The sequence below is a fragment of the Heliomarina sp. genome, from assembly GCF_052826185.1.
Map to the genome: position 1 here is coordinate 187,746 of NZ_JBRBUI010000045.1, position 17,019 is coordinate 204,764.

The window sequence follows — 17,019 nt, forward strand, 5'->3', positions numbered from 1 at the left end:
GGCGAGAAATCTCAAACGGCTATGCTAAAGTGCATGCGACATGAGGTTTGCCGGAGGAGGGGCAAGGCTAATGTTAAAAGGGGAGGAAGACATGACCGATCAGGAATTATCTCAGACCGCACGGCAACTGGAAGCGACAATCGTCGCATCAAGAGGGGCCAAACGGCTTGAGTTGCAGCCGCAGCTCAGCCGCGTGCTGGAACGTCTCGATCGTAGTGGACAGCATGTTCCGGCACGTCTTCGCAATCTCAATGCGGTCCTGCTGGATGAGGCGATTGAAAGCCGCTTTGACAATATGCCGCTCTGATTAACTTGGGCGGCCCCGGCGTGATCAGCTCAGGATCACGCCAACCACTACAAGCATCAAACCGATGACGGAAAGACATAATGCCCCGAGGTTGAGGGGCAGAACCGCTGCTACGGCTGCGCGGAGTTCGTTTTCGCTGAGCCCCGCCCGACGGGCGCGTGCGACCCGGAGGATACACCAGATCAGTCCGGCCAACCCTGCCAGCGAAAGAGCCGCACCGCCCCAGATCATGATCTCAAACATGACGAACTCCTTCATTTATCCAGCGTTCGCCTAGCGGATCGGGGCGTTTGGCGCAAGCTTGTCGCAACTGCTGATCCTGACTTGCGAAACGTCATCGCTGCCGGTATCCGAAACGGTGAAATTGGCGATGCGGCGGGCCTATATTCTTGGGTCCGGGTGAGAACAGGGGCGGCACCAAGCGCAGTCTTTCGTATTCGACAGTCGCAGCGGGTGAGGAACGCCCGAAATAAATTGGACCCTTAGAGGCAGAGGACCAGCATGAGCGAAGATACTACCTATTCCGTAACCGCAGGTGAATTAAGGCAGTTCGTGGAACGCGCCGAACGTCTGGAGCAGGAAAAGAAAGATATTGCCGAGCAGATCAAGGAAGTTTTCGCCGAGGCAAAAGGTCGTGGTTACGACGTCAAAGCGCTCCGTAAGATCATCGCGCTAAGAAAGCGCGACAAGGATGATATCGCCGAAGAAGAGGCGGTTATCGAGATGTACAAGGAAGCGCTGGGCATGAGCTAAGGCTTGTGCCATCGGGTCGCGTTTTTCTTGACGCGTATCGCTGACAACGGGTCTCGGAAACGGGGCCCGATTTTCTTATGCAGAGGTTTCTTTAGTGGTGATCAGTGGGGGCTGGGCCTGCCGGTGACGGTTTGATCTGCCGTCACTGGTCGTGAACTTTCCTGTCATTCCGTCTGAGATGGCAGCCGGATGTCTGGGCGTATTCTTGCCCCGGGGCTTTTCATTCGTGCGGCGGGCATGCGCAGAAGCAAATCAAGGGCCTAGAAAACGGATTCCGTCTATCTGGGCGATCTTTGAGACGTCATGGTCGTATAGGAACGTCAACTCATCGACCAGTTCGTCAGTCCAGCCGGGCAAGTCCAGTTCTTCTTCGATTGCTTCCGGAATGGCGTATTTTTCGAGGAAGGCAGCAATCACCTTGGCAATCTGGCGGTCGGTGAGTTCGGGCTTGGACGCAAGGTAGGCGCGAAGCCGTTTGAGGCCCGCTTCGGACATGATGTCATCCAGCAGATCGAACCGGCCTTTCAGGTGCTTGGCAGTGGCCAAGCCTGCAAAGCTTTTTAGGATGTCGGACCAGATAAAAGGCGAGTCCTCGTAACACCAGACTGTCACCTGAAGATCCGGAAGAATGGAGCGGACATGCTTGAGCATATCGCTCCACCGGATCTCTCTTGCCGGATTGTTGAGAAGCAGATCCTGCTGCTGACGCTTGGAGGCATTGCTCATCACGTTTGGCAGAAAGGTCGCAGGATTGCAGATGGCCAGGAACAGCTCAAGGCTGTCCCCCGCAAACAACTGCTGCGCCTGTCGCAGCCTCCGGGTGGCCAGTGGGTAGAGCTTGCCGTCACCCAGAGCGAACCGGGGTGATCCGAAGAAGTGGGTATTGGATAGAATCAGGCGGTCGGCTTTTTCTTCGTCGAGGATGGCATCGACGATCACGTCCCTGGCGTCATCGGCAGGGGCGGCGGAATCCAGGGCAACGAAAGATTCCTTGATCAGTGTACGATATTTGCCCGGACCCGGCACCGCAATTCCGTTCCGGGAAAACTCCTGCTTGTTTTTCAACAGACTCTTGAGCAGCCGGTCGCTGTCCGTGTGATGTGCGCCAGCGTGAAGAATAACCTTCATGACCACCTCCAGAACTGCCGATAGCGGTCTGCTTGCGATACTGAACCGGCGGGGTCCCGTCAATTTTTGACTTTGATTTCCGGCGTCTTTGCCAATTGCCGGGATTATCTGTGGCAAATAAGCAGGTTGCTGCGGGGCAGGGTTGTTCTGAATGCTGGAAGATCTGAGAAAATGGTGGGCGACCCTGGAATCGAACCAGGCGTGCGTCTCCGCGAGGGAGTTACAGTCCCCTGCCACACCTTGCGGCCTGTCGCCCACTGTCGGATGCGCATTGCTTCCGACGTGGGGGCGTGATTACAAGCGCACTCTAGAGGCGTCAACAGGAAAATCCGGCCAAATGACGTATCCTGAAAAAAGCCTGGAACGCAGGGAGAATAGCTATGAAAAAACCTAAGTGGGTGGTCGAAAAGGAGCAGGCCAAAAAGGCGGCGTCGGCCGAAACTGTGTGGCTGTTCGGTCTGCACGCGGTGCGCGATGCCTTACTGAACCCCAAGCGGGAAAAGCTGCGCTTGATCGTCACCAAGAACGCGCAGGACAAGCTTGAGGATGCGATTGCCCAGTCTGGTGTCACCGTGGAACAGGCGGACCCCCGGAAGTTCTCCGCACCGATAGATCCCGGTTCCGTGCATCAGGGTGCGGCACTTGAAGTGAAACCGCTGAACTGGGGCAGCCTGATGGATGTGGCGATCGGCGCAGAGGTGCCACGGCTGATTCTTCTCGATCGGGTGACGGACCCGCATAACGTCGGGGCAGTTCTGAGAAGCGCGGAAGTGCTAGGGGCCAGCGCCGTGATCGGCACGCGGCATCATTCTGCGCCGGAAACGGGCGCTCTGGCCAAAACGGCCAGCGGGGCACTTGAGAGACAGCCGTATCTGAAAGTGCGGAATCTCGCCGACGCCATCATCGAACTGCAGGGCGCCGGGTATCTGGTTCTCGGCCTTGATGGCGAAGCGGAACACACGGTCGGTGAGGCGCTCGCAGGCAACAAGGAAAGGCCGGTTGCGCTTGTGCTTGGGGCGGAAGGGCCGGGGTTGCGGCAAAAGACAAAGGAAACGGTGGATATGCTTGTCCGCATTCCTGCAGCCGGGGCGTTCGGCTCCCTCAACGTTTCCAATGCCGCTGCGGTGGCGCTCTATGCCACCCTGCACTGAAGCGGGTAGTCAGATGCCGTAAGACTGCAGTGGCTGTCACGTGGTAGGTGGGCGAAGCTCGACAGTGTAACAAAGTTCACAAGACCTTTGTGCCAGGGTCACATCGGCGTAACCGACCTTCCCAGCGTGCGCGCAAGAGAGCATCTTGTAGTCAAAGCCAAAGAGAGACCCCATGCGCGTTCTTGCGATATTGATCACCGTGATCCTGTTTGGACTGGTTCGCCCCGTGCTGGCGGAGCAGTCGGCCTTCCATGCCCCCAATGGCGTGGCGCTGCAGGGATATGACACGGTCGCATATTTCACCCGGCACGAGGCGACGCGGGGTCATTCGGACAAGAAGATCATGTGGAAAGGCGCGATCTGGTACTTTGCCAGCACCGAAAATCTGCAAAGATTCGAAGCCAATCCACGCGCCTATGCACCGCGTTATGGCGGGCATTGCGCCTATGGCGTTTCTCGCGGCCTGCTGGTTTCAGGTGACCCCCTTAATTGGCAGATCGTTGGCGGGCGGCTTTACGTCATGCATGACGAACGTATTCTTCAGGAATGGTCGCAGGAGTCCGAGGCGAATATCCAGAAGGCGAACCTGAACTGGCCTGCGTTGTACAAACGTTGATTCTCACAGTTTCGCGATCCGGTCTTTTTTTGTCGAATATGTTGCTTATTTGTCCATTGATCGCAGGCCGGAACTCCTGCGCATCATTTTACTGTCCCTCGTTCCGTACCTCGCGCCCAAAGTTCGCTTTGGGCGCTTTTTTCTTGCGAAGGATAGGGGTAGCAATTTCACCATGACAGATTACAGCGATGAATTTCTCAAATCCGTTTTGACGAGCGTGCGCGTCATTGCCGTTGTCGGCGTTTCGGCCAATCCGGTGCGTCCAAGCTTTTACGTTGCACGCTACCTCTCGCTCAAAGGCTACGACGTTATTCCGGTAAACCCCAGGCACGCGGGAGAAACGCTTTTTGGCAAGACCGTTATCGGATCCCTGTCTGACATTGATCGACCCGTAGACATGGTCGACATCTTCCGCCGGTCCGAAGCTGTGCCGCCCATTGTCGACGAAGCCCTCGACCAATTTCCGACATTGAAAGCCATCTGGATGCAAATCGGGGTTACGAATCCGGATGCTGCGCAAAAAGCCGAAGACCGGGGTGTGAAGGTGATCCAGGATCGCTGTCCCAAGATCGAGTACCAGCGGCTGTTCGGCGAATTACGCATGGGAGGTTTTGCCACCGGTATCATTTCGTCCAAGCTTTAGTGGTTTGAAATTTCTGTTCAGAAATTTCCCAAGAAAATTCAATTTTCTTGGTCGGGCTCCTTCGTAGCCCGGGACGCCTTTTCGGAAATGCCACTTTGCGATTGCCGACGCTGCAGTTCCGCCAGAACTTCCTCAAGGGTCACATCCCGCGAAGCCAGCATAACGAGCAGATGGTAAAGAACATCGGCCGCTTCTGCCGTCAGACGCGCCTTGTCGCCCTTTACGGCTTCGATAATGGCTTCTACAGCCTCCTCCCCGAACTTTTCGGCACATTTTTCAGGGCCGCTTGCAAGCAAACGCGCTGTCCAGCTGCTATCCGGCGAGGCGTTACGCCTCTCAGATATCGTCGCGCCAAGTTCTTCCAGAACGCTCATGTCAGCCTCATCGGTATGCCTGCATCGGCCATGTGCTTTTTAGCCTCTGCAATTGTAAAGTCGCCGAAGTGGAAAATGGACGCCGCCAGAACGGCGCTTGCGCCACCTAGCGTGACGCCTTCGACGAGGTGATCGAGTGTACCAACACCGCCAGATGCGATGACCGGGATGTCAACTGCGTCCGAAATGGCCTTGGTCAGGGGAAGGTTAAATCCAGCACGGGTGCCGTCCCTGTCCATAGAGGTCAAAAGGATTTCACCTGCGCCTTTTTCTTCTACCAGGCGGGCGAATTCCACGGCATCGATGCCGGTGGGCCGACGTCCACCATGGGTGAAAATTTCCCAGCGGCCTGGCGCTACGGTTTTTGCGTCGATGGCCACAACGATACACTGGCTGCCAAAGTGGGCCGATGCCTCGGCAATGACTTCCGGACGCGCGACTGCGGCCGAATTAAAAGACACCTTGTCAGCGCCGGCCAACAGCAGATCACGGACATCTTCACGGGTTCTGACGCCACCGCCTACGGTCAGCGGGATATAGCACTGCTCGGCCGTGCGGCGCACCACATCAAACATCGTTCCCCGGTTTTCATGCGTGGCGTGAATGTCGAGAAAACACAGCTCGTCTGCCCCGGCCGCGTCATAGGCCTTGGCAGATTCGACCGGATCCCCGGCGTCCCGCAATTCGACAAAATTGACACCTTTCACGACCCGCCCGTCGGCGACATCGAGGCAGGGGATGATGCGTGTCTTGAGCATTCTATACCTTCAGGGTTTTGCCTTGGTTGACCGTCCTGTCACGGCAATGTCAACCACCTGCATTGGAACGATATCCACAGGCAAGTCGTTTTGAGCATGAAGAGTAAAACAATCAAGAAACTATCCGAGGCTTGTTCTAACATGGAAAACGACCTGATTGAGACTGTTCTTGCCGTCATGGCCAATCCGAAAAGTTGTGAACTCGAAGTGTTCATCGCCAAAGGCTCAGTACCCGAAACGATGGATCGGCTGAAGCAATCCGTAGTTGCCGCAGGCGCTTATATAGTTGGAGAAGCTTCTGGAGATCATGCGGAAACGCCAGCTGAAATTTCAGCGCCGGCTCAAATGGCTTTTCGTGCTGGCGCGCCGTCGGGATTCGCCAGAACCCCTCATGATTTTGTCCTGGTGCCCACAATCGTCGCCACGATGGATCCGGACGAGAACGGGGATGTCTGGATCCGGTTCAATCTGGCCTATAGGCAGGGCGAGGACGATCTGCCGATGGCCGCTTGACCGGATCATACTGGACTTCAGGCTTACTCGTTCAGCAATTTGATGGCTTCCGCGAGGTCGAGAGCACCGTCGTACAAGGCCCTTCCCGAGATGGCACCGTCGAGCTTCGCGCCGCAATCGCGAAGCGCTTTGAGATCCGCCAGTGAGCTTACGCCGCCGGATGCGATGACAGGGATGGAAACCGCATTGGCCAGTTCCATTGTCGTTTCCACATTCGGTCCTTCCATGGCGCCATCGCGGTTGATGTCCGTGTAAATGATCGCGGCAACACCCGCATCCTCAAAGGATTTCGCAAGTTCCGTGGCGCTCACATCGGTTTCTTCGGCCCAGCCGCGCGTTGCAACCTTGCCATTGCGCGCATCGATCCCCACAGCCACTTGACCCGGGAATTCGCGGGCGGCCTGTTTCACCAGTGACGGGTCCTCAACGGCAACGGTCCCGAGAATGACACGCGCGAGGCCGCAATCGATCCAGTTTTCAATGGTCGCCATGTCCCGGATGCCACCGCCAAGCTGCGCCGGCACGTCACAGCGCTTTAGAATTGCTTCCACGGCGACAGCATTGACCGGCTTGCCCTCAAAGGCGCCATTAAGGTCGACGAGGTGTAGCCACTGACACCCGGCTTCTACGAAGCTGAGCGCCTGCGCCGCAGGATCGGTATTGAAAACCGTCGCCTTTTCCATGTCTCCGCGCAAAAGCCGAACGGCTGCGCCATCTTTCAGATCAATCGCCGGATAGAGAATCATGTCGTCTTCCTGAAGGTTCGGATCGTATTACCTCGCAAAGCAGACCGAGGCCCGCGTGCTATGCACAACCGCTTCACGAATTGCAACGCCGTGGCGCCTTCTGACTTGATCGCGGATCCAGGCTCAGAGATGTTGCGGAAAAGGGGAGAAGTGAAAAATGAAACATTTGATTGCCGGCGTCTTTGCTTTCCTTGCGGGAACTGGCGTTGCTCTGGCCGACCCGCTCGAGGGCCGTTGGCAGACCGAAGTCGATGCAGGCGCATACGCAATCGTCGAGATGGCCCCCTGCGGCGCTGCGATCTGCGGCGTGTTCGTAAAGACCTTCAATGAGCAAGGAGAATATGCCTCTCCCAATCTTGGAAAAACTGTCGTGATAGACATGGTCCCAAATGGCGATGGAACCTACGCCGGAAAGGTCTGGCGGCCCTCCAACGACAAGATCTACATCGGAAAAATGGCACTTGAAGGCGACAGTCTCGCGTTGCGCGGCTGTGTCGCCGGCGGTCTCATCTGCTCAAAACAGACATGGAAGCGGGTTGATTAGGACGCGCCTCTTCGACTGGTGCCCCAAGTCAGGGGCGCCAGCGCAGGAAGTTCGAAATGAACCGCAATCCGGTCTGCTGGCTTTTCTCTGGGTGGAACTGCATGCCCAACATGGTGTCACGTCCCACGATGGCCGTCACCTCCCCACCGTAATCCACATGAGCCAGGCGCTGCATCTTGTCCCAGACGACAAAATGGTAGGAATGTACGAAATATGCGTGGTCGCCAGTCGAAATACCGTCGAAAATAGGGTGTTCCCCGTCGATCACCAGATCATTCCACCCCATGTGCGGCACTTTCAAATCTAGGGTCGTCGGCTTGATCTTGATGACCTCGCCTTCGATCCAGTTCAGCCCCGTTGTCTCTTCATATTCGCGCCCGAGGGTCGCCATCAATTGCATGCCGACGCAAATGCCAAGGAACGGCCTGCCTTTGATCTCGACAGCCTCCACCAACGCGTCGAACACGCCGGAATGTCCGCGCAGAGATGACGCACAGGCCGGAAAGGCACCGTCACCGGGCAGAACGATCCGATCTGCCTTGGCGACGATTTCGGCTTTGTCCGTTACGATAACGTCACCCGCATCCACTTCGCGCGCCATACGCTGAAATGCCTTCTCCGCAGAATGCAGGTTTCCACTTTCATAGTCGATTATCGCGGTCAGCATCGTAGTTTTCCCGATCAACAGAAGCGCCGCTCTCGATGACCGGCCTCCTTCTTTGGGTCAAAAAATATCCCCGCCGGAGGCATCGCGCGCCAGCGCGATCTTCGGCAGCACAAGTTTCAGAGAGTGCCCTTGGTCGAGGGCACGGCGTCGGATTTTCTCGGGTCCTGTTCGACGGCAAGTCGCAGGGCTCGGGCAACCGATTTAAAGGCTGCTTCGGCAATATGATGGCTGTTGAAACCGTGAATCCGGTCAACATGCAGGGTTATGCCGCCATTCCCCGCAAATGCCTGAAAGAACTCCCGGACAAGCTCCGTGTCGAAAGTACCGATCTTGGGTGTCGGCATATCGACCCCCCAGCTCAGATATGCACGCCCCGAAAGGTCGAGCGCACAGCGCACCAGTGCCTCGTCCATCGGCAGGTGGCATTCCCCGTACCGGCGGATGCCGCGCTTGTCACCCAGCGCCTCGGACAGGGCTTGGCCAAGCGCGATGCCAGCGTCCTCAACCGTGTGGTGATCGTCGATATGCAGGTCACCCTTGGCGCTGATTTCCATGTCGATCAGCGAATGGCGCGCCAGTTGGTCCAGCATGTGATCGAAGAACCCGACGCCGGTCCGGTTGTCATAGGTACCGGTGCCGTCAAGATTGATCTTCACGGAGATTTCCGTCTCTGCTGTCTTTCTGCTGATTTCGGCGCGTCGCATGGTCAATTTCCTTGGCTGTTGCGGACTTATAGGGAGCGTGCCGAGCCAATCCAATGGATTTCTGCATTTCCTTCAGCTCCCCCGTGGCGGGGATTGCTTGTCCAAGTTCCGCGTGTCAGGTTGCCTGAAGAACCAAGATAGGGGCCTTGTCATGTCAACCTGCGTCTTCATTCAGATTCGTTGCAAACCGGGCACAACCTACAAGGTGGCCGAAGCCATCGCTCTGCGTGAAATTCATTCTGAACTCTATTCGACCAGCGGCGATTTCGATCTTCTGATGAAACTCTACATCCCCGCGGATGCCGATGTCGGCAAGTTCATTAACGACCATCTGCTTGATATCGAAGGCATAGAAAGGTCTTTGACGACCATGACCTTCAAGGTTTTCTGACCAACTTCTACAAGCATTCCCCTGTGTCGTAACAGCACGCCCAGAACGTCACTCTGCCGAAAATATATTTTAGGCTTGAAGTTTCTCGGCGAGACGGGAAAAATCGCCCTGCATGATGAGGGAGACTCCGTAATGGCTGCGATCACCGTACATCCCGAAGGATGGAAGCCGGCAAAAGGCTATGCAAATGGCATTCTCGCCGAAGGTCGCGTGTTGTTCGTCGGCGGTCAGATCGGCTGGAACGCGGATCAGGTGTTCGAGACCTCCGATTTCATCGGACAGATGCGCCAAGCGCTGCTGAATATTCGCGATGTGGTTACGTCTGCAGGCGGAGCCGTTGAAGATATCGCTCGGCTGACATGGTATGTCACGGACAAGCAGGAATACGTGAAGCGGCAGGCTGACGTAGGACGTGCCTACCGTGAAGTCATGGGGTATCATTTCCCTGCAATGACCATGGTCGTTGTCGCTGCCCTTGTTGAGGACGAGGCTTTGGTGGAAATAGAGGCGACCGCCGTTCTTCCTGAGTGATTTTGCTCTTTCGGGAAGGCATGCACGGTTCGTTTCATCCCATGCTTTGGGGCACACCGCGCGTTCCAAACGTTTAGAAACGCTAAACTCGAACTGCCCGGTTTTCAAACCTGCTGGCCTTGGGCTAGGACCGGACGTATCGTGACCAGTGGCAAAACGGAAGGACATCAAGTTGGGCGAATTCACACTGCCGATCAGCATCAGTTTCGGTCATTGCGATCCGGCTGCGATTGTCTTCTATCCGAATTATTTCCGCTGGTTTGATCGCTGCTTTCATACTTTCCTCGCCGAACGGGCAGGGGGCCACAAGGCGATCTGTGCACAGCTTGGTGCCAAGGGAATCGGCCTGATCGACGTCAAAGCCAACTTCCCGTCCCCGGCGGTAGAGGGGGATGAGATGTCTCTGGTCCTGTCCATCGAAAAGTGGAGCGACAAGACCCTGACGCTTGGGTATGAGGGAAAGGTGGGTGACAGGGTTGTGGTATCCGGCAGCGAGATCCGCGGGCTGTTCATCCAAAAAGACGGCCGCATGAGGGCGGGCGAGATGGCACCTCTGCGGGCGCTCCTCGATCCTGCGCCCTAATGCGCCCCCAGCATAATCAGCCAGAACCAGACGGTGACGAGCGAGGTACCCGTGGCGATAAGAACCGATGAAGCCACGACCCGTTTGGCGCGACCGTACATATTGGCGAAGATATAGGCGTTGAAGCCGGGTGCCATCGAGGAGTTCATTATCGCCGAGCGGAAAAGGTCCTGCTTGAGCGACGTGGCTGTCCCGAAGGCCCAGACAAGGGCAGGGTGCAGCATCAGGGAAATTGTGCACACAAACGCAATGGCACGGAAATCGCCCTCGGGCCGATACTGAACAAGCACACCGCCAAGGGCGAAAAGCGCACAGGGCAGGGCGGAGCGGATGATGAGCGCGAGTGCGTCGTCCACGACGGTCGGAATAGTGTAACCCGAGATATTGACGATGAAGCCCATCGCGATCCCAATCACGAGCACATTTCGGAACATCGCCGAAAAGACCGCTCCGACAAAAGCGCCGCTGGATTTGCCGCGCGCCCGCACCAGCTCCATAGCCGTGATGCCAAGGCCGTAGCAAAATGGCGCATGGAAGGCGATGATCGCGTAGTTGCCGGTTAATCCTTCGGGCCCAAATGCGCGCTCGGTGATGGGCAGGCCAAGCAGGACCGAGTTTGAGAAAAGGCAGGCGAATCCGATTGCCACGCAGTCTTCCCAGTCGCGTTTGAAAAGCAGGCGCGCACCGGTGATGCCCACTGAAAAACACAAGGCGGCCGAGATGTAAAACGACGCGAGCAGCCGCGGGTCAAAGCCCGAAGCCAGATCGATATGTGAAATCGCATTGAAGAGCAGGCAGGGCACGGCAAAGCCCTGCGTGAACTTCATCAGACCGTTGATATGTTCCGCGTTCAGGTATCCGGCCCGGGTACATCCATAGCCTGCGCCGATCACCAGAAAGACAGGCAGGATGACGTCGATCAGGCTCTGGAACATTAAGGTTCGATCCTGATCTTATACGGGAATGCGGATCGTCATGCCGTCATAGGCGCAGCTGACGTTCGATGGAGTTTCCTGCGTCACCGTCTCGTAGTCGAGATCGATATGCATATTGGTGAGGACCGCATTTGCGGGGGACAGACGTTCGATCCATTCGAGCGTTCGCGCAAGATGCGCGTGCGTGGGATGAGGGTCGCGCCGCAGCGCGTCGACGATGAAGTAGTCCAGCCTTTCGAGCGCGCTCCAGGATTCGTCGTAGATTTCTGCCACATCCGGCAGATAGACAAGATCGCCGATGCGGAACCCGAGACTGTCGATAGAGCCGTGGGCGACGCGGAACGGCCTGAGGTCGATCTTGCCGCCGGGTCCGTCGATTTCAAAGGGGCCGTCAATGGTCTTCATCTCGAGGATCGGAGGGTAGGGTGAGCCTTCGGGTTGTACGAAGGCATATCCAAACCGGGAAAACAGCGCGTTCTGCGTGTCGCCATCCGCCCAGACGGGAAGTCGAGCGCGAATGTTGAAGACGATCATGCGGAGGTCATCAATCCCGTGCACGTGATCGGCATGGGAATGCGTGTAGACGACGGCGTCGAGCTTGCCGATTTTCGCATCCAAAAGCTGCTGTCGCAGGTCAGGAGTCGTGTCGATCAGAACCGTGGTCGTACCATCAGGCCCGTCCCTCTCGATCAGCATCGAACATCTGCGCCGGGTGTTCTTGGGGTTTGTCGGATCGCAGTCGCCCCAGTGACCGCCCAGTCTTGGAACCCCGCCGGAAGACCCGCACCCGAGGATGGTAAAGCGCATTTCTCCCATCAGGCAGCGTCCTTGTATTTCGCGGCCTTGGCAAAGAGGCGATCAAAATTTTCCTGCGTCTGGGCGGCAAAGCTCGGGTAATCCATGCCGAAAAGCTCGGCGCCTACCTTTGCCGTGTGCACCGTATAGGCAGGTTCGTTGCGCTTTCCTCTGAATGGCTTCGGCGCCAGATAGGGGCTGTCCGTTTCGACAAGGATGCGGTCCACCGGCGCGGCCGCAAAGATGTCGCGCACCTCCTGGCTTTTCGGGAAGGTCGCGATGCCTGACATGGACAGGTAGAACCCCAGATCGATTGCGGCTTTGGCCAGTTCGGGCCCGGAAGAAAAGCAATGCATCACACAGGGGTAAGCACCGGCCTTGAATTCTTGGGTGAGGATCTGCGCCATATCCTCGTCGGCCGCGCGCGAATGAATGATCAGCGGCAGCTGCGTTTCCCGCGCTGCGGCAATGTGAATTCGCAAGGATTGCTTCTGGATCTCGGCGCTTTCGGCGGTGTAGTGGTAATCGAGACCCGTTTCTCCGATCCCAACGAACTTGGGATGCTGCGCCAATTTGACCAGTTCCTCCACCGAGGTCAGCGGTTCCTCGGCGGCGCTCATCGGGTGCGTACCGGCGGCATAGAAAACGGGCGCATGATCCTCGGCAAGTTGGCGAACTTTCGGTTCGTTTTTCAGCCGCGTGCAGATCGTCACCATGCGGGTTACGCCAGCGTCGGCCGCATTTTCAATGATCTGCTCAACCTGGTTCTCAAAATCGGGAAAGTCGATATGACAATGGCTATCGGTAATTTCTGGTGTCTGAGTCATACGCCTTGGTGTCTTCTTGGCTTGCTTTGGTCGCGCGACGCGTGCCGTTGCGATGAGACGGCCCTAGCGGGCAGCGGTCTCCTGCATCTTGAAGACCGTATCTAGGACAAGAGAGGCGGGGTCAAGGTTCACCGCCTTGCCATGCCGGGTGCGCGCCGTGATCTCGGCAGAAACTTCCGCCCATGCGCGGCCTTTTTGAGCGTTTCCACCAAGCGAGCGAAGCGTTTCGGACTCGTTGATGCAGGCTTCTGGCAGGGGAGCTTCGCCGGTTGCTCCGGTTCGCGCCAGACGAGACATCAGAATATCGAACATGTTCAAAAGCAGTTCGAACTTGTCTGTTGCGTTTCTCTGGGCCGCTGCTTCTGCCAGAGCGAGGGCACGCCCGCGATCAGTGCGCGGCATGCTGGCCAGCAATCCGACCAGCTCGGCGTACATCTCCATGCCTCCAAGGGCTGCGATGCGCAGGGCGGCCCCAACCGATCCCGATGCCAGGGCGGCAAGATGATCGTTGTTCTGCGGCAGCTCGATGCCCGTTTGGGCCAGCGCGGCGGCCATATCGTCCGGACCAAGAGGCGACAGCCTGAGGATACGGCACCGGGAGCGGATGGTCGGCAGCAGGCGCGTCGGCTGATGCGAGACAAGTAAAAGCGTCGTGCGCGCCGGCGGCTCTTCGAGCATTTTCAGCAAGGCGTTCGCGGCGCTTGTGTTCATCTCGTCCGCGCTATCGACAATCACCACGCGACGCCCGCCGTCAGCGGCGGAAAGTCCGAAAAACTTCCCGAGTTTACGGATGTCTTCGACCACGATCTCGTTACGCAGTTTTTTCGTATCTTCGTTGATGGATCGGGTGATGCAGGCAAGGCCCGGCTCGGCCCAGGCGGCCATCCGGTGCGAGACCGGGTGGTCCGGCGAAATGTCCAAGGTCGTCGGGGGAGGGGGCGCGCCGAACATACCGCCGTCCGCCTCGGCATCGGGGGTGGCCAGCAGGAAACGGGCAATCCGCCAGGCAAGAGTCGCTTTGCCAACGCCTTTCGGACCGGTGATCAGCCAGCCATGGTGAAGCCTTTCCGAGGCAAAGGCCTCGAGAAATGCGTTCTCGGCGTTATCCTGCCCGATAAGACGAGCGGTATCGCGGGGATGGGGGGCACCGGGCGCCTGATCCGGTCGGTCGTTCTCTTCACTCATGCGATGTGCTTTAGCACGATCCCGGCCAGCTGTGCAGCAATGGTTTCAACGTCGCGGTTGCCATTGACGATGCGGAACCTTTCCGGGAATTCCTTCGCGAGATCGAGGAATCCCTGCCGCATGCGGCGTTGCAGATCCGGTCCGAAATCCTCGAAACGTTCCTCGCTGCCCTTGCGGGCAAGCGCACGGTCCAGACCGGTTTCGGGGTCCATATCGATCAACAACGTCAGGTCTGGCTCCAGACCGATCATCAGCTCGTGAAGCTGATCGACCATCTGGCGCAGATCACCCCGGGACAGACCCTGATACATCCGGGTGCTGTCCGCGAAACGGTCACAAATCACGATCTCTCCCGCCTCAAGGGCGGGGAGGATCGTCCGTTCGATATGATCGCGTCGCGCGGCGGTGAACAAAAGTATCTCCGATTCCGCCGACCAGCGTTCGGGATCGCCTTCAAGTACAAGCGTGCGTATTTCTTCGGCTCCGGGCGATCCGCCCGGTTCCCGAGTCAGGCGAACGGTAAGGCCTTGCTCACGCAGCGTTTCGGCAAGCAAATGTGCCTGCGTGGACTTGCCCGATCCGTCGATCCCCTCGAATGTGATGAAACAGCCGGTGTTCCGCGCGGCAGGCTTGTCCGTCACGTCTGTTCCGCCGGTCCTTGAGTAAAGCGCGCAAGCAACAGTTCTGCCGCTGTGCGGACTTTAACCAGAAAGCCTCCGTAGGGTACGGCGTGTTCGGCGACCAGCGGCAGCCGAACTTCGGGCAATTCCTCTGGCGTAATGACAAGCTCTGCCAATTGCTGGCCCTGTTCGATCGGTGCTTCGATCGGGCCGCGATAGACCACTTCCGCCGTAAGCGGTCCCGACGAAAGAACGGGCAGCAAAATTTCGAGATCGTCCGGAGCAACAAGGCTTACCGTCTGCTCGCGTCCCATCCAGACTTCTGCTTCGGCGATTGGTTCACCGGCCTTGGCGACGGTTTTTTCGGCAAATTGGCGAAACGACCAGTTAACGATGGCGCCTGCCTCCTCTGCCCGGGCGCGCTCGCTGTCTAGACCTGAAATTACAAAGATGACACGGCGGTCGCCTTGCTTGGCCGATCCCACAAGACCATAGCCCGCTTCGTTCGTGTGACCGGTTTTCAGCCCGTCCGCGCCGATACCCATGTTCAGGAGCGGGTTGCGGTTGTTGATATTCGAAGGCGCGCGCCCGTCGAATTCAAACTGCGTTTCCGCAAAAAGCGGGTAGAATTCCGGAAAATCTTCGATCAGGTGCCGCGCGAGAACCGCAAGGTCGCGCACCGACATGCGATGACCCGCCTGAGGCCAACCGTTCGAGTTCATGAAGGTCGAATTCTCAAGCCCCATCTGCTCGGCGCGCTGTGTCATATAGCGGGCAAATCCCGGTTCCGTGCCATCCGGGCTCAGTGCCTCGGCGATGACGGCGCACGCATCGTTGCCGGACAGTACAATGATGCCGCGCAGCAGATCTTCGACGCGGACCTGATCCTGCGTATCGAGGAACATGGTCGAGCCGCCGTAGCTCATGGCGTGGCTGGACACGGGAAGGCGTTCGTCAAGCGTCAGCCTGCCGTCGCGAATAGCCTCAAAAGCCACGTAAAGCGTCATCAGTTTTGACATCGAGGCTGGCGGCAGGGGCTCGTGCGCATTCTTGTCCATAAGGATGGTGCCCGTGGTCTGGTCCAGAACATAGGCAGCCCGCGCCTTGGTATCAAAAGCGTAGGCGGGCAGGGCAAAGAAAATGAGCGCGAGCGGCGCGGCAACGAAACGGGCAGCAATAGTCACCAAAAAGGCTCCTGTCAGTTGGTCACGGCATAGGCATCCGAAAAGCCAATTCCCTTGATCTTTTTCAGCAGGGAAGCGCGTTCGGAACTGGATTGCGCCGGGCCGACGACGACCCGCCAGAATTCCTTGCCGTTCGAGGATTGTTCAAACACGGTTGGCACGATGCCATTGTTACGCATCTGATCGGCAGTGTTATTCGCGTTCTCTTCTACGCTGAATATGCCGATCTGCACATAGGGCTTGTCCAGAGATGACTTCTGGGGTGGCGGAGAAGAGCTGGCCAGCGGTTTGGTCTCGACGCTTGGGGCCGAGGCGGCAATGGGCTGCGGGTCAAGCGCGTTCAGGGGCTCGCCCACGTCCTTGTTGCGCTTGCCAAACAACCCGGCTCCAAACCAGCTTTTTTTCGGAGCCGGTGGCTCTGTGTTAGCGGCCGTTGCTGTCGCGGTATCAAGAACTTCGGTTTCCGGCGCGGTTTCGACCGGTGCAGCGGTGTCGCCAATAGCGATAGCTGCAGCATCCGCGATTTCGGCATCTGCATCAGACGGATCATCGGCTACCGGCGCTGCAGCTGCAGGTGCCGCAGTTGGCTCTGGCGAAACTTCTTCGCGGCGCAAGGCGGTGACGTTCAGCTGTACAGGCGCGCCCGCCAGCATCCCAAGCGCCGCGGCGGCATCCGAACTTGCCTGAAGGCGCGGCCCGGGGATATCCCGCTCTCGCCGGAAAAGAGCACCAATGACGAACTTGTCGTTCGAGGTATTGCGGATGATCACGCGTTCGGGTTCCGAAACATCCGGGTGGGCCACCCAGACACCGCCAAGCGATGGCCGCCCGTCCCACAACCCCGCTTCGGTCGCAGAGAATACGTCCGGTGCCTCTACGTCCCTTTCAACCAGCTTTGTGGTCGAAGTTTCGTTGCGCGCAACTTCGACACCTTCGGATTTTGGTTGCAGGAAAGCCAGCGAGTCACCTTCGGAACACGCGCCGAGGGCGGCGGTGGCAAGTAGGGCACCCGCCAGACGGATACCACGCCTTCTGCCCAATGCTGCTTCGCTCATCATCGAAGT

The 17,019-nt window shown here is 57.8% G+C and carries 24 protein-coding genes and 1 tRNA gene; 10 read left to right on the top strand and 15 right to left on the bottom strand.

All coding sequences use genetic code 11. The features are described from left to right. Nucleotides 1–91: 91 nt before the first annotated feature. Nucleotides 92–307, top strand: coding sequence for a hypothetical protein (locus ACU0FH_RS13125; protein ID WP_144389767.1), 216 nt, complete (start codon nt 92–94; stop codon nt 305–307). A 24-nt stretch (nt 308–331) separates the two neighbouring features. Here the strand turns inward: ACU0FH_RS13125 and ACU0FH_RS13130 are convergent, their stop codons facing one another. Further along, the gene (locus tag ACU0FH_RS13130) at nt 332–550 is read right to left on the bottom strand and encodes a hypothetical protein (RefSeq protein WP_446195077.1); all 219 of its coding nucleotides are present in this window, start codon (nt 548–550) and stop codon (nt 332–334) included. A 258-nt stretch (nt 551–808) separates the two neighbouring features. Between ACU0FH_RS13130 and ACU0FH_RS13135 the strand changes: the two genes are divergently transcribed. Further along, nucleotides 809–1,060 (top strand): DUF2312 domain-containing protein, encoded by a 252-nt coding sequence (locus ACU0FH_RS13135; protein WP_088633413.1) that lies wholly within the window; start codon nt 809–811, stop codon nt 1,058–1,060. Nucleotides 1,061–1,312: 252 nt separating this feature from the next. On the opposite strand, the gene ACU0FH_RS13140 is transcribed toward ACU0FH_RS13135, so the two are convergent. Together ACU0FH_RS13140 and ACU0FH_RS13145 are read right to left on the bottom strand one after the other, a co-directional pair. Continuing rightward, nucleotides 1,313–2,188: a hypothetical protein gene (locus ACU0FH_RS13140; protein WP_446195079.1), complete on the bottom strand. Its 876-nt coding sequence runs from the start codon at nt 2,186–2,188 to the stop codon at nt 1,313–1,315. Nucleotides 2,189–2,360: 172 nt separating this feature from the next. After that, a tRNA-Tyr gene (locus ACU0FH_RS13145) sits at nt 2,361–2,444 on the bottom strand. A gap of 124 nt (nt 2,445–2,568) precedes the next feature. On the opposite strand from ACU0FH_RS13145, the gene rlmB reads away from it, so the two are divergent. The 3 genes from rlmB to ACU0FH_RS13160 all read left to right on the top strand — a co-directional run bounded on the left by rlmB (nt 2,569) and on the right by ACU0FH_RS13160 (nt 4,598). Continuing rightward, complete coding sequence (gene rlmB / locus ACU0FH_RS13150; protein ID WP_446195080.1) at nt 2,569–3,339, top strand: 23S rRNA (guanosine(2251)-2'-O)-methyltransferase RlmB; 771 nt, start codon at nt 2,569–2,571, stop codon at nt 3,337–3,339. A 172-nt stretch (nt 3,340–3,511) separates the two neighbouring features. Further along, nucleotides 3,512–3,955 (top strand): YHS domain-containing (seleno)protein, encoded by a 444-nt coding sequence (locus ACU0FH_RS13155; RefSeq protein WP_446195082.1) that lies wholly within the window; start codon nt 3,512–3,514, stop codon nt 3,953–3,955. A 172-nt stretch (nt 3,956–4,127) separates the two neighbouring features. Further along, complete coding sequence (locus tag ACU0FH_RS13160; RefSeq protein ID WP_446195607.1) at nt 4,128–4,598, top strand: CoA-binding protein; 471 nt, start codon at nt 4,128–4,130, stop codon at nt 4,596–4,598. 38 nt (nt 4,599–4,636) lie between these two features. Here the strand turns inward: ACU0FH_RS13160 and ACU0FH_RS13165 are convergent, their stop codons facing one another. Both ACU0FH_RS13165 and hisF read right to left on the bottom strand, forming a co-directional pair. Beyond that, a complete protein-coding gene (locus ACU0FH_RS13165; RefSeq protein WP_238369367.1) occupies nt 4,637–4,972 on the bottom strand; it encodes a phosphoribosyl-ATP diphosphatase in 336 nt (111 codons plus the stop codon). Further along, nucleotides 4,969–5,730, bottom strand: coding sequence for an imidazole glycerol phosphate synthase subunit HisF (gene hisF, locus ACU0FH_RS13170; protein WP_446195084.1), 762 nt, complete (start codon nt 5,728–5,730; stop codon nt 4,969–4,971). The genes ACU0FH_RS13165 and hisF overlap by 4 nt, the downstream gene beginning before the upstream one ends. A gap of 141 nt (nt 5,731–5,871) precedes the next feature. Between hisF and ACU0FH_RS13175 the strand changes: the two genes are divergently transcribed. After that, entirely contained in the window at nt 5,872–6,243 is a 372-nt protein-coding gene (locus ACU0FH_RS13175) for a hypothetical protein (protein WP_446195086.1), read from the top strand. A gap of 23 nt (nt 6,244–6,266) precedes the next feature. On the opposite strand, the gene hisA is transcribed toward ACU0FH_RS13175, so the two are convergent. Next, complete coding sequence (hisA, locus tag ACU0FH_RS13180) at nt 6,267–6,989, bottom strand: 1-(5-phosphoribosyl)-5-[(5-phosphoribosylamino)methylideneamino]imidazole-4-carboxamide isomerase (protein WP_446195088.1); 723 nt, start codon at nt 6,987–6,989, stop codon at nt 6,267–6,269. A 157-nt stretch (nt 6,990–7,146) separates the two neighbouring features. Between hisA and ACU0FH_RS13185 the strand changes: the two genes are divergently transcribed. Then, nucleotides 7,147–7,533 (top strand): DUF2147 domain-containing protein, encoded by a 387-nt coding sequence (locus ACU0FH_RS13185; protein ID WP_446195089.1) that lies wholly within the window; start codon nt 7,147–7,149, stop codon nt 7,531–7,533. Nucleotides 7,534–7,561: 28 nt separating this feature from the next. Here the strand turns inward: ACU0FH_RS13185 and hisH are convergent, their stop codons facing one another. Then, entirely contained in the window at nt 7,562–8,200 is a 639-nt protein-coding gene (gene hisH, locus ACU0FH_RS13190) for an imidazole glycerol phosphate synthase subunit HisH (RefSeq protein WP_446195090.1), read from the bottom strand. A 116-nt stretch (nt 8,201–8,316) separates the two neighbouring features. Further along, complete coding sequence (gene hisB, locus ACU0FH_RS13195) at nt 8,317–8,904, bottom strand: imidazoleglycerol-phosphate dehydratase HisB (RefSeq protein ID WP_446195091.1); 588 nt, start codon at nt 8,902–8,904, stop codon at nt 8,317–8,319. 151 nt (nt 8,905–9,055) lie between these two features. On the opposite strand from hisB, the gene ACU0FH_RS13200 reads away from it, so the two are divergent. From ACU0FH_RS13200 to ACU0FH_RS13210, 3 genes are all read left to right on the top strand, one after another. Beyond that, nucleotides 9,056–9,295 carry an Lrp/AsnC ligand binding domain-containing protein gene (locus ACU0FH_RS13200; RefSeq protein WP_238369360.1) on the top strand — a complete coding sequence of 80 codons (240 nt, stop codon included), beginning with the start codon at nt 9,056–9,058 and terminating at the stop codon, nt 9,293–9,295. Between the two features lie 132 nt (nt 9,296–9,427). Next, nucleotides 9,428–9,826: a RidA family protein gene (locus tag ACU0FH_RS13205; protein WP_238369359.1), complete on the top strand. Its 399-nt coding sequence runs from the start codon at nt 9,428–9,430 to the stop codon at nt 9,824–9,826. Nucleotides 9,827–9,998: 172 nt separating this feature from the next. After that, nucleotides 9,999–10,409, top strand: a complete 411-nt coding sequence (locus tag ACU0FH_RS13210) for an acyl-CoA thioesterase (protein ID WP_446195093.1) — start codon at nt 9,999–10,001, stop codon at nt 10,407–10,409. Here ACU0FH_RS13210 and ACU0FH_RS13215 read toward each other — a convergent pair. From ACU0FH_RS13215 to ACU0FH_RS13245, 7 genes are all read right to left on the bottom strand, one after another. Further along, the gene (locus ACU0FH_RS13215; protein WP_446195094.1) at nt 10,406–11,344 is read right to left on the bottom strand and encodes an AEC family transporter; all 939 of its coding nucleotides are present in this window, start codon (nt 11,342–11,344) and stop codon (nt 10,406–10,408) included. The two genes, ACU0FH_RS13210 and ACU0FH_RS13215, sit on opposite strands and share 4 nt — an antisense overlap. An 18-nt stretch (nt 11,345–11,362) precedes the next feature. Beyond that, nucleotides 11,363–12,160 carry an MBL fold metallo-hydrolase gene (locus ACU0FH_RS13220; protein ID WP_446195095.1) on the bottom strand — a complete coding sequence of 266 codons (798 nt, stop codon included), beginning with the start codon at nt 12,158–12,160 and terminating at the stop codon, nt 11,363–11,365. Then, a complete protein-coding gene (locus ACU0FH_RS13225; RefSeq protein ID WP_446195096.1) occupies nt 12,160–12,966 on the bottom strand; it encodes a TatD family hydrolase in 807 nt (268 codons plus the stop codon). The genes ACU0FH_RS13220 and ACU0FH_RS13225 overlap by 1 nt, the downstream gene beginning before the upstream one ends. Before the next feature lie 63 nt (nt 12,967–13,029). Beyond that, entirely contained in the window at nt 13,030–14,151 is a 1,122-nt protein-coding gene (locus ACU0FH_RS13230) for a DNA polymerase III subunit delta' (protein WP_446195097.1), read from the bottom strand. Beyond that, nucleotides 14,148–14,792 carry a dTMP kinase gene (tmk, locus tag ACU0FH_RS13235; RefSeq protein WP_446195099.1) on the bottom strand — a complete coding sequence of 215 codons (645 nt, stop codon included), beginning with the start codon at nt 14,790–14,792 and terminating at the stop codon, nt 14,148–14,150. Before tmk ends, ACU0FH_RS13230 begins: the two co-directional genes overlap by 4 nt. After that, nucleotides 14,789–15,955: a D-alanyl-D-alanine carboxypeptidase family protein gene (locus ACU0FH_RS13240; RefSeq protein WP_446195101.1), complete on the bottom strand. Its 1,167-nt coding sequence runs from the start codon at nt 15,953–15,955 to the stop codon at nt 14,789–14,791. The genes tmk and ACU0FH_RS13240 overlap by 4 nt, the downstream gene beginning before the upstream one ends. Before the next feature lie 14 nt (nt 15,956–15,969). Further along, nucleotides 15,970–17,010 carry an SPOR domain-containing protein gene (locus ACU0FH_RS13245; protein ID WP_446195103.1) on the bottom strand — a complete coding sequence of 347 codons (1,041 nt, stop codon included), beginning with the start codon at nt 17,008–17,010 and terminating at the stop codon, nt 15,970–15,972. Between the last annotated feature and the right edge of the window lie 9 nt (nt 17,011–17,019).

Coding starts and splice junctions, on each gene's coding strand:
- rlmB (WP_446195080.1), top strand. CDS start 2,569: ATGAAAAAACCTAAGTGGGTGGTCGAAAAGGAGCAGGCCAAAAAGGCG.
- ACU0FH_RS13245 (WP_446195103.1), bottom strand. CDS start 17,010: ATGAGCGAAGCAGCATTGGGCAGAAGGCGTGGTATCCGTCTGGCGGGT.
- ACU0FH_RS13165 (WP_238369367.1), bottom strand. CDS start 4,972: ATGAGCGTTCTGGAAGAACTTGGCGCGACGATATCTGAGAGGCGTAAC.
- ACU0FH_RS13160 (WP_446195607.1), top strand. CDS start 4,128: ATGACAGATTACAGCGATGAATTTCTCAAATCCGTTTTGACGAGCGTG.
- hisF (WP_446195084.1), bottom strand. CDS start 5,730: ATGCTCAAGACACGCATCATCCCCTGCCTCGATGTCGCCGACGGGCGG.
- ACU0FH_RS13215 (WP_446195094.1), bottom strand. CDS start 11,344: ATGTTCCAGAGCCTGATCGACGTCATCCTGCCTGTCTTTCTGGTGATC.
- ACU0FH_RS13125 (WP_144389767.1), top strand. CDS start 92: ATGACCGATCAGGAATTATCTCAGACCGCACGGCAACTGGAAGCGACA.
- ACU0FH_RS13225 (WP_446195096.1), bottom strand. CDS start 12,966: ATGACTCAGACACCAGAAATTACCGATAGCCATTGTCATATCGACTTT.
- ACU0FH_RS13130 (WP_446195077.1), bottom strand. CDS start 550: ATGTTTGAGATCATGATCTGGGGCGGTGCGGCTCTTTCGCTGGCAGGG.
- ACU0FH_RS13185 (WP_446195089.1), top strand. CDS start 7,147: ATGAAACATTTGATTGCCGGCGTCTTTGCTTTCCTTGCGGGAACTGGC.
- ACU0FH_RS13200 (WP_238369360.1), top strand. CDS start 9,056: ATGTCAACCTGCGTCTTCATTCAGATTCGTTGCAAACCGGGCACAACC.
- ACU0FH_RS13140 (WP_446195079.1), bottom strand. CDS start 2,188: ATGAAGGTTATTCTTCACGCTGGCGCACATCACACGGACAGCGACCGG.
- ACU0FH_RS13230 (WP_446195097.1), bottom strand. CDS start 14,151: ATGAGTGAAGAGAACGACCGACCGGATCAGGCGCCCGGTGCCCCCCAT.
- ACU0FH_RS13155 (WP_446195082.1), top strand. CDS start 3,512: ATGCGCGTTCTTGCGATATTGATCACCGTGATCCTGTTTGGACTGGTT.
- hisB (WP_446195091.1), bottom strand. CDS start 8,904: ATGCGACGCGCCGAAATCAGCAGAAAGACAGCAGAGACGGAAATCTCC.
- ACU0FH_RS13220 (WP_446195095.1), bottom strand. CDS start 12,160: ATGGGAGAAATGCGCTTTACCATCCTCGGGTGCGGGTCTTCCGGCGGG.
- ACU0FH_RS13175 (WP_446195086.1), top strand. CDS start 5,872: ATGGAAAACGACCTGATTGAGACTGTTCTTGCCGTCATGGCCAATCCG.
- ACU0FH_RS13135 (WP_088633413.1), top strand. CDS start 809: ATGAGCGAAGATACTACCTATTCCGTAACCGCAGGTGAATTAAGGCAG.
- hisA (WP_446195088.1), bottom strand. CDS start 6,989: ATGATTCTCTATCCGGCGATTGATCTGAAAGATGGCGCAGCCGTTCGG.
- ACU0FH_RS13205 (WP_238369359.1), top strand. CDS start 9,428: ATGGCTGCGATCACCGTACATCCCGAAGGATGGAAGCCGGCAAAAGGC.
- hisH (WP_446195090.1), bottom strand. CDS start 8,200: ATGCTGACCGCGATAATCGACTATGAAAGTGGAAACCTGCATTCTGCG.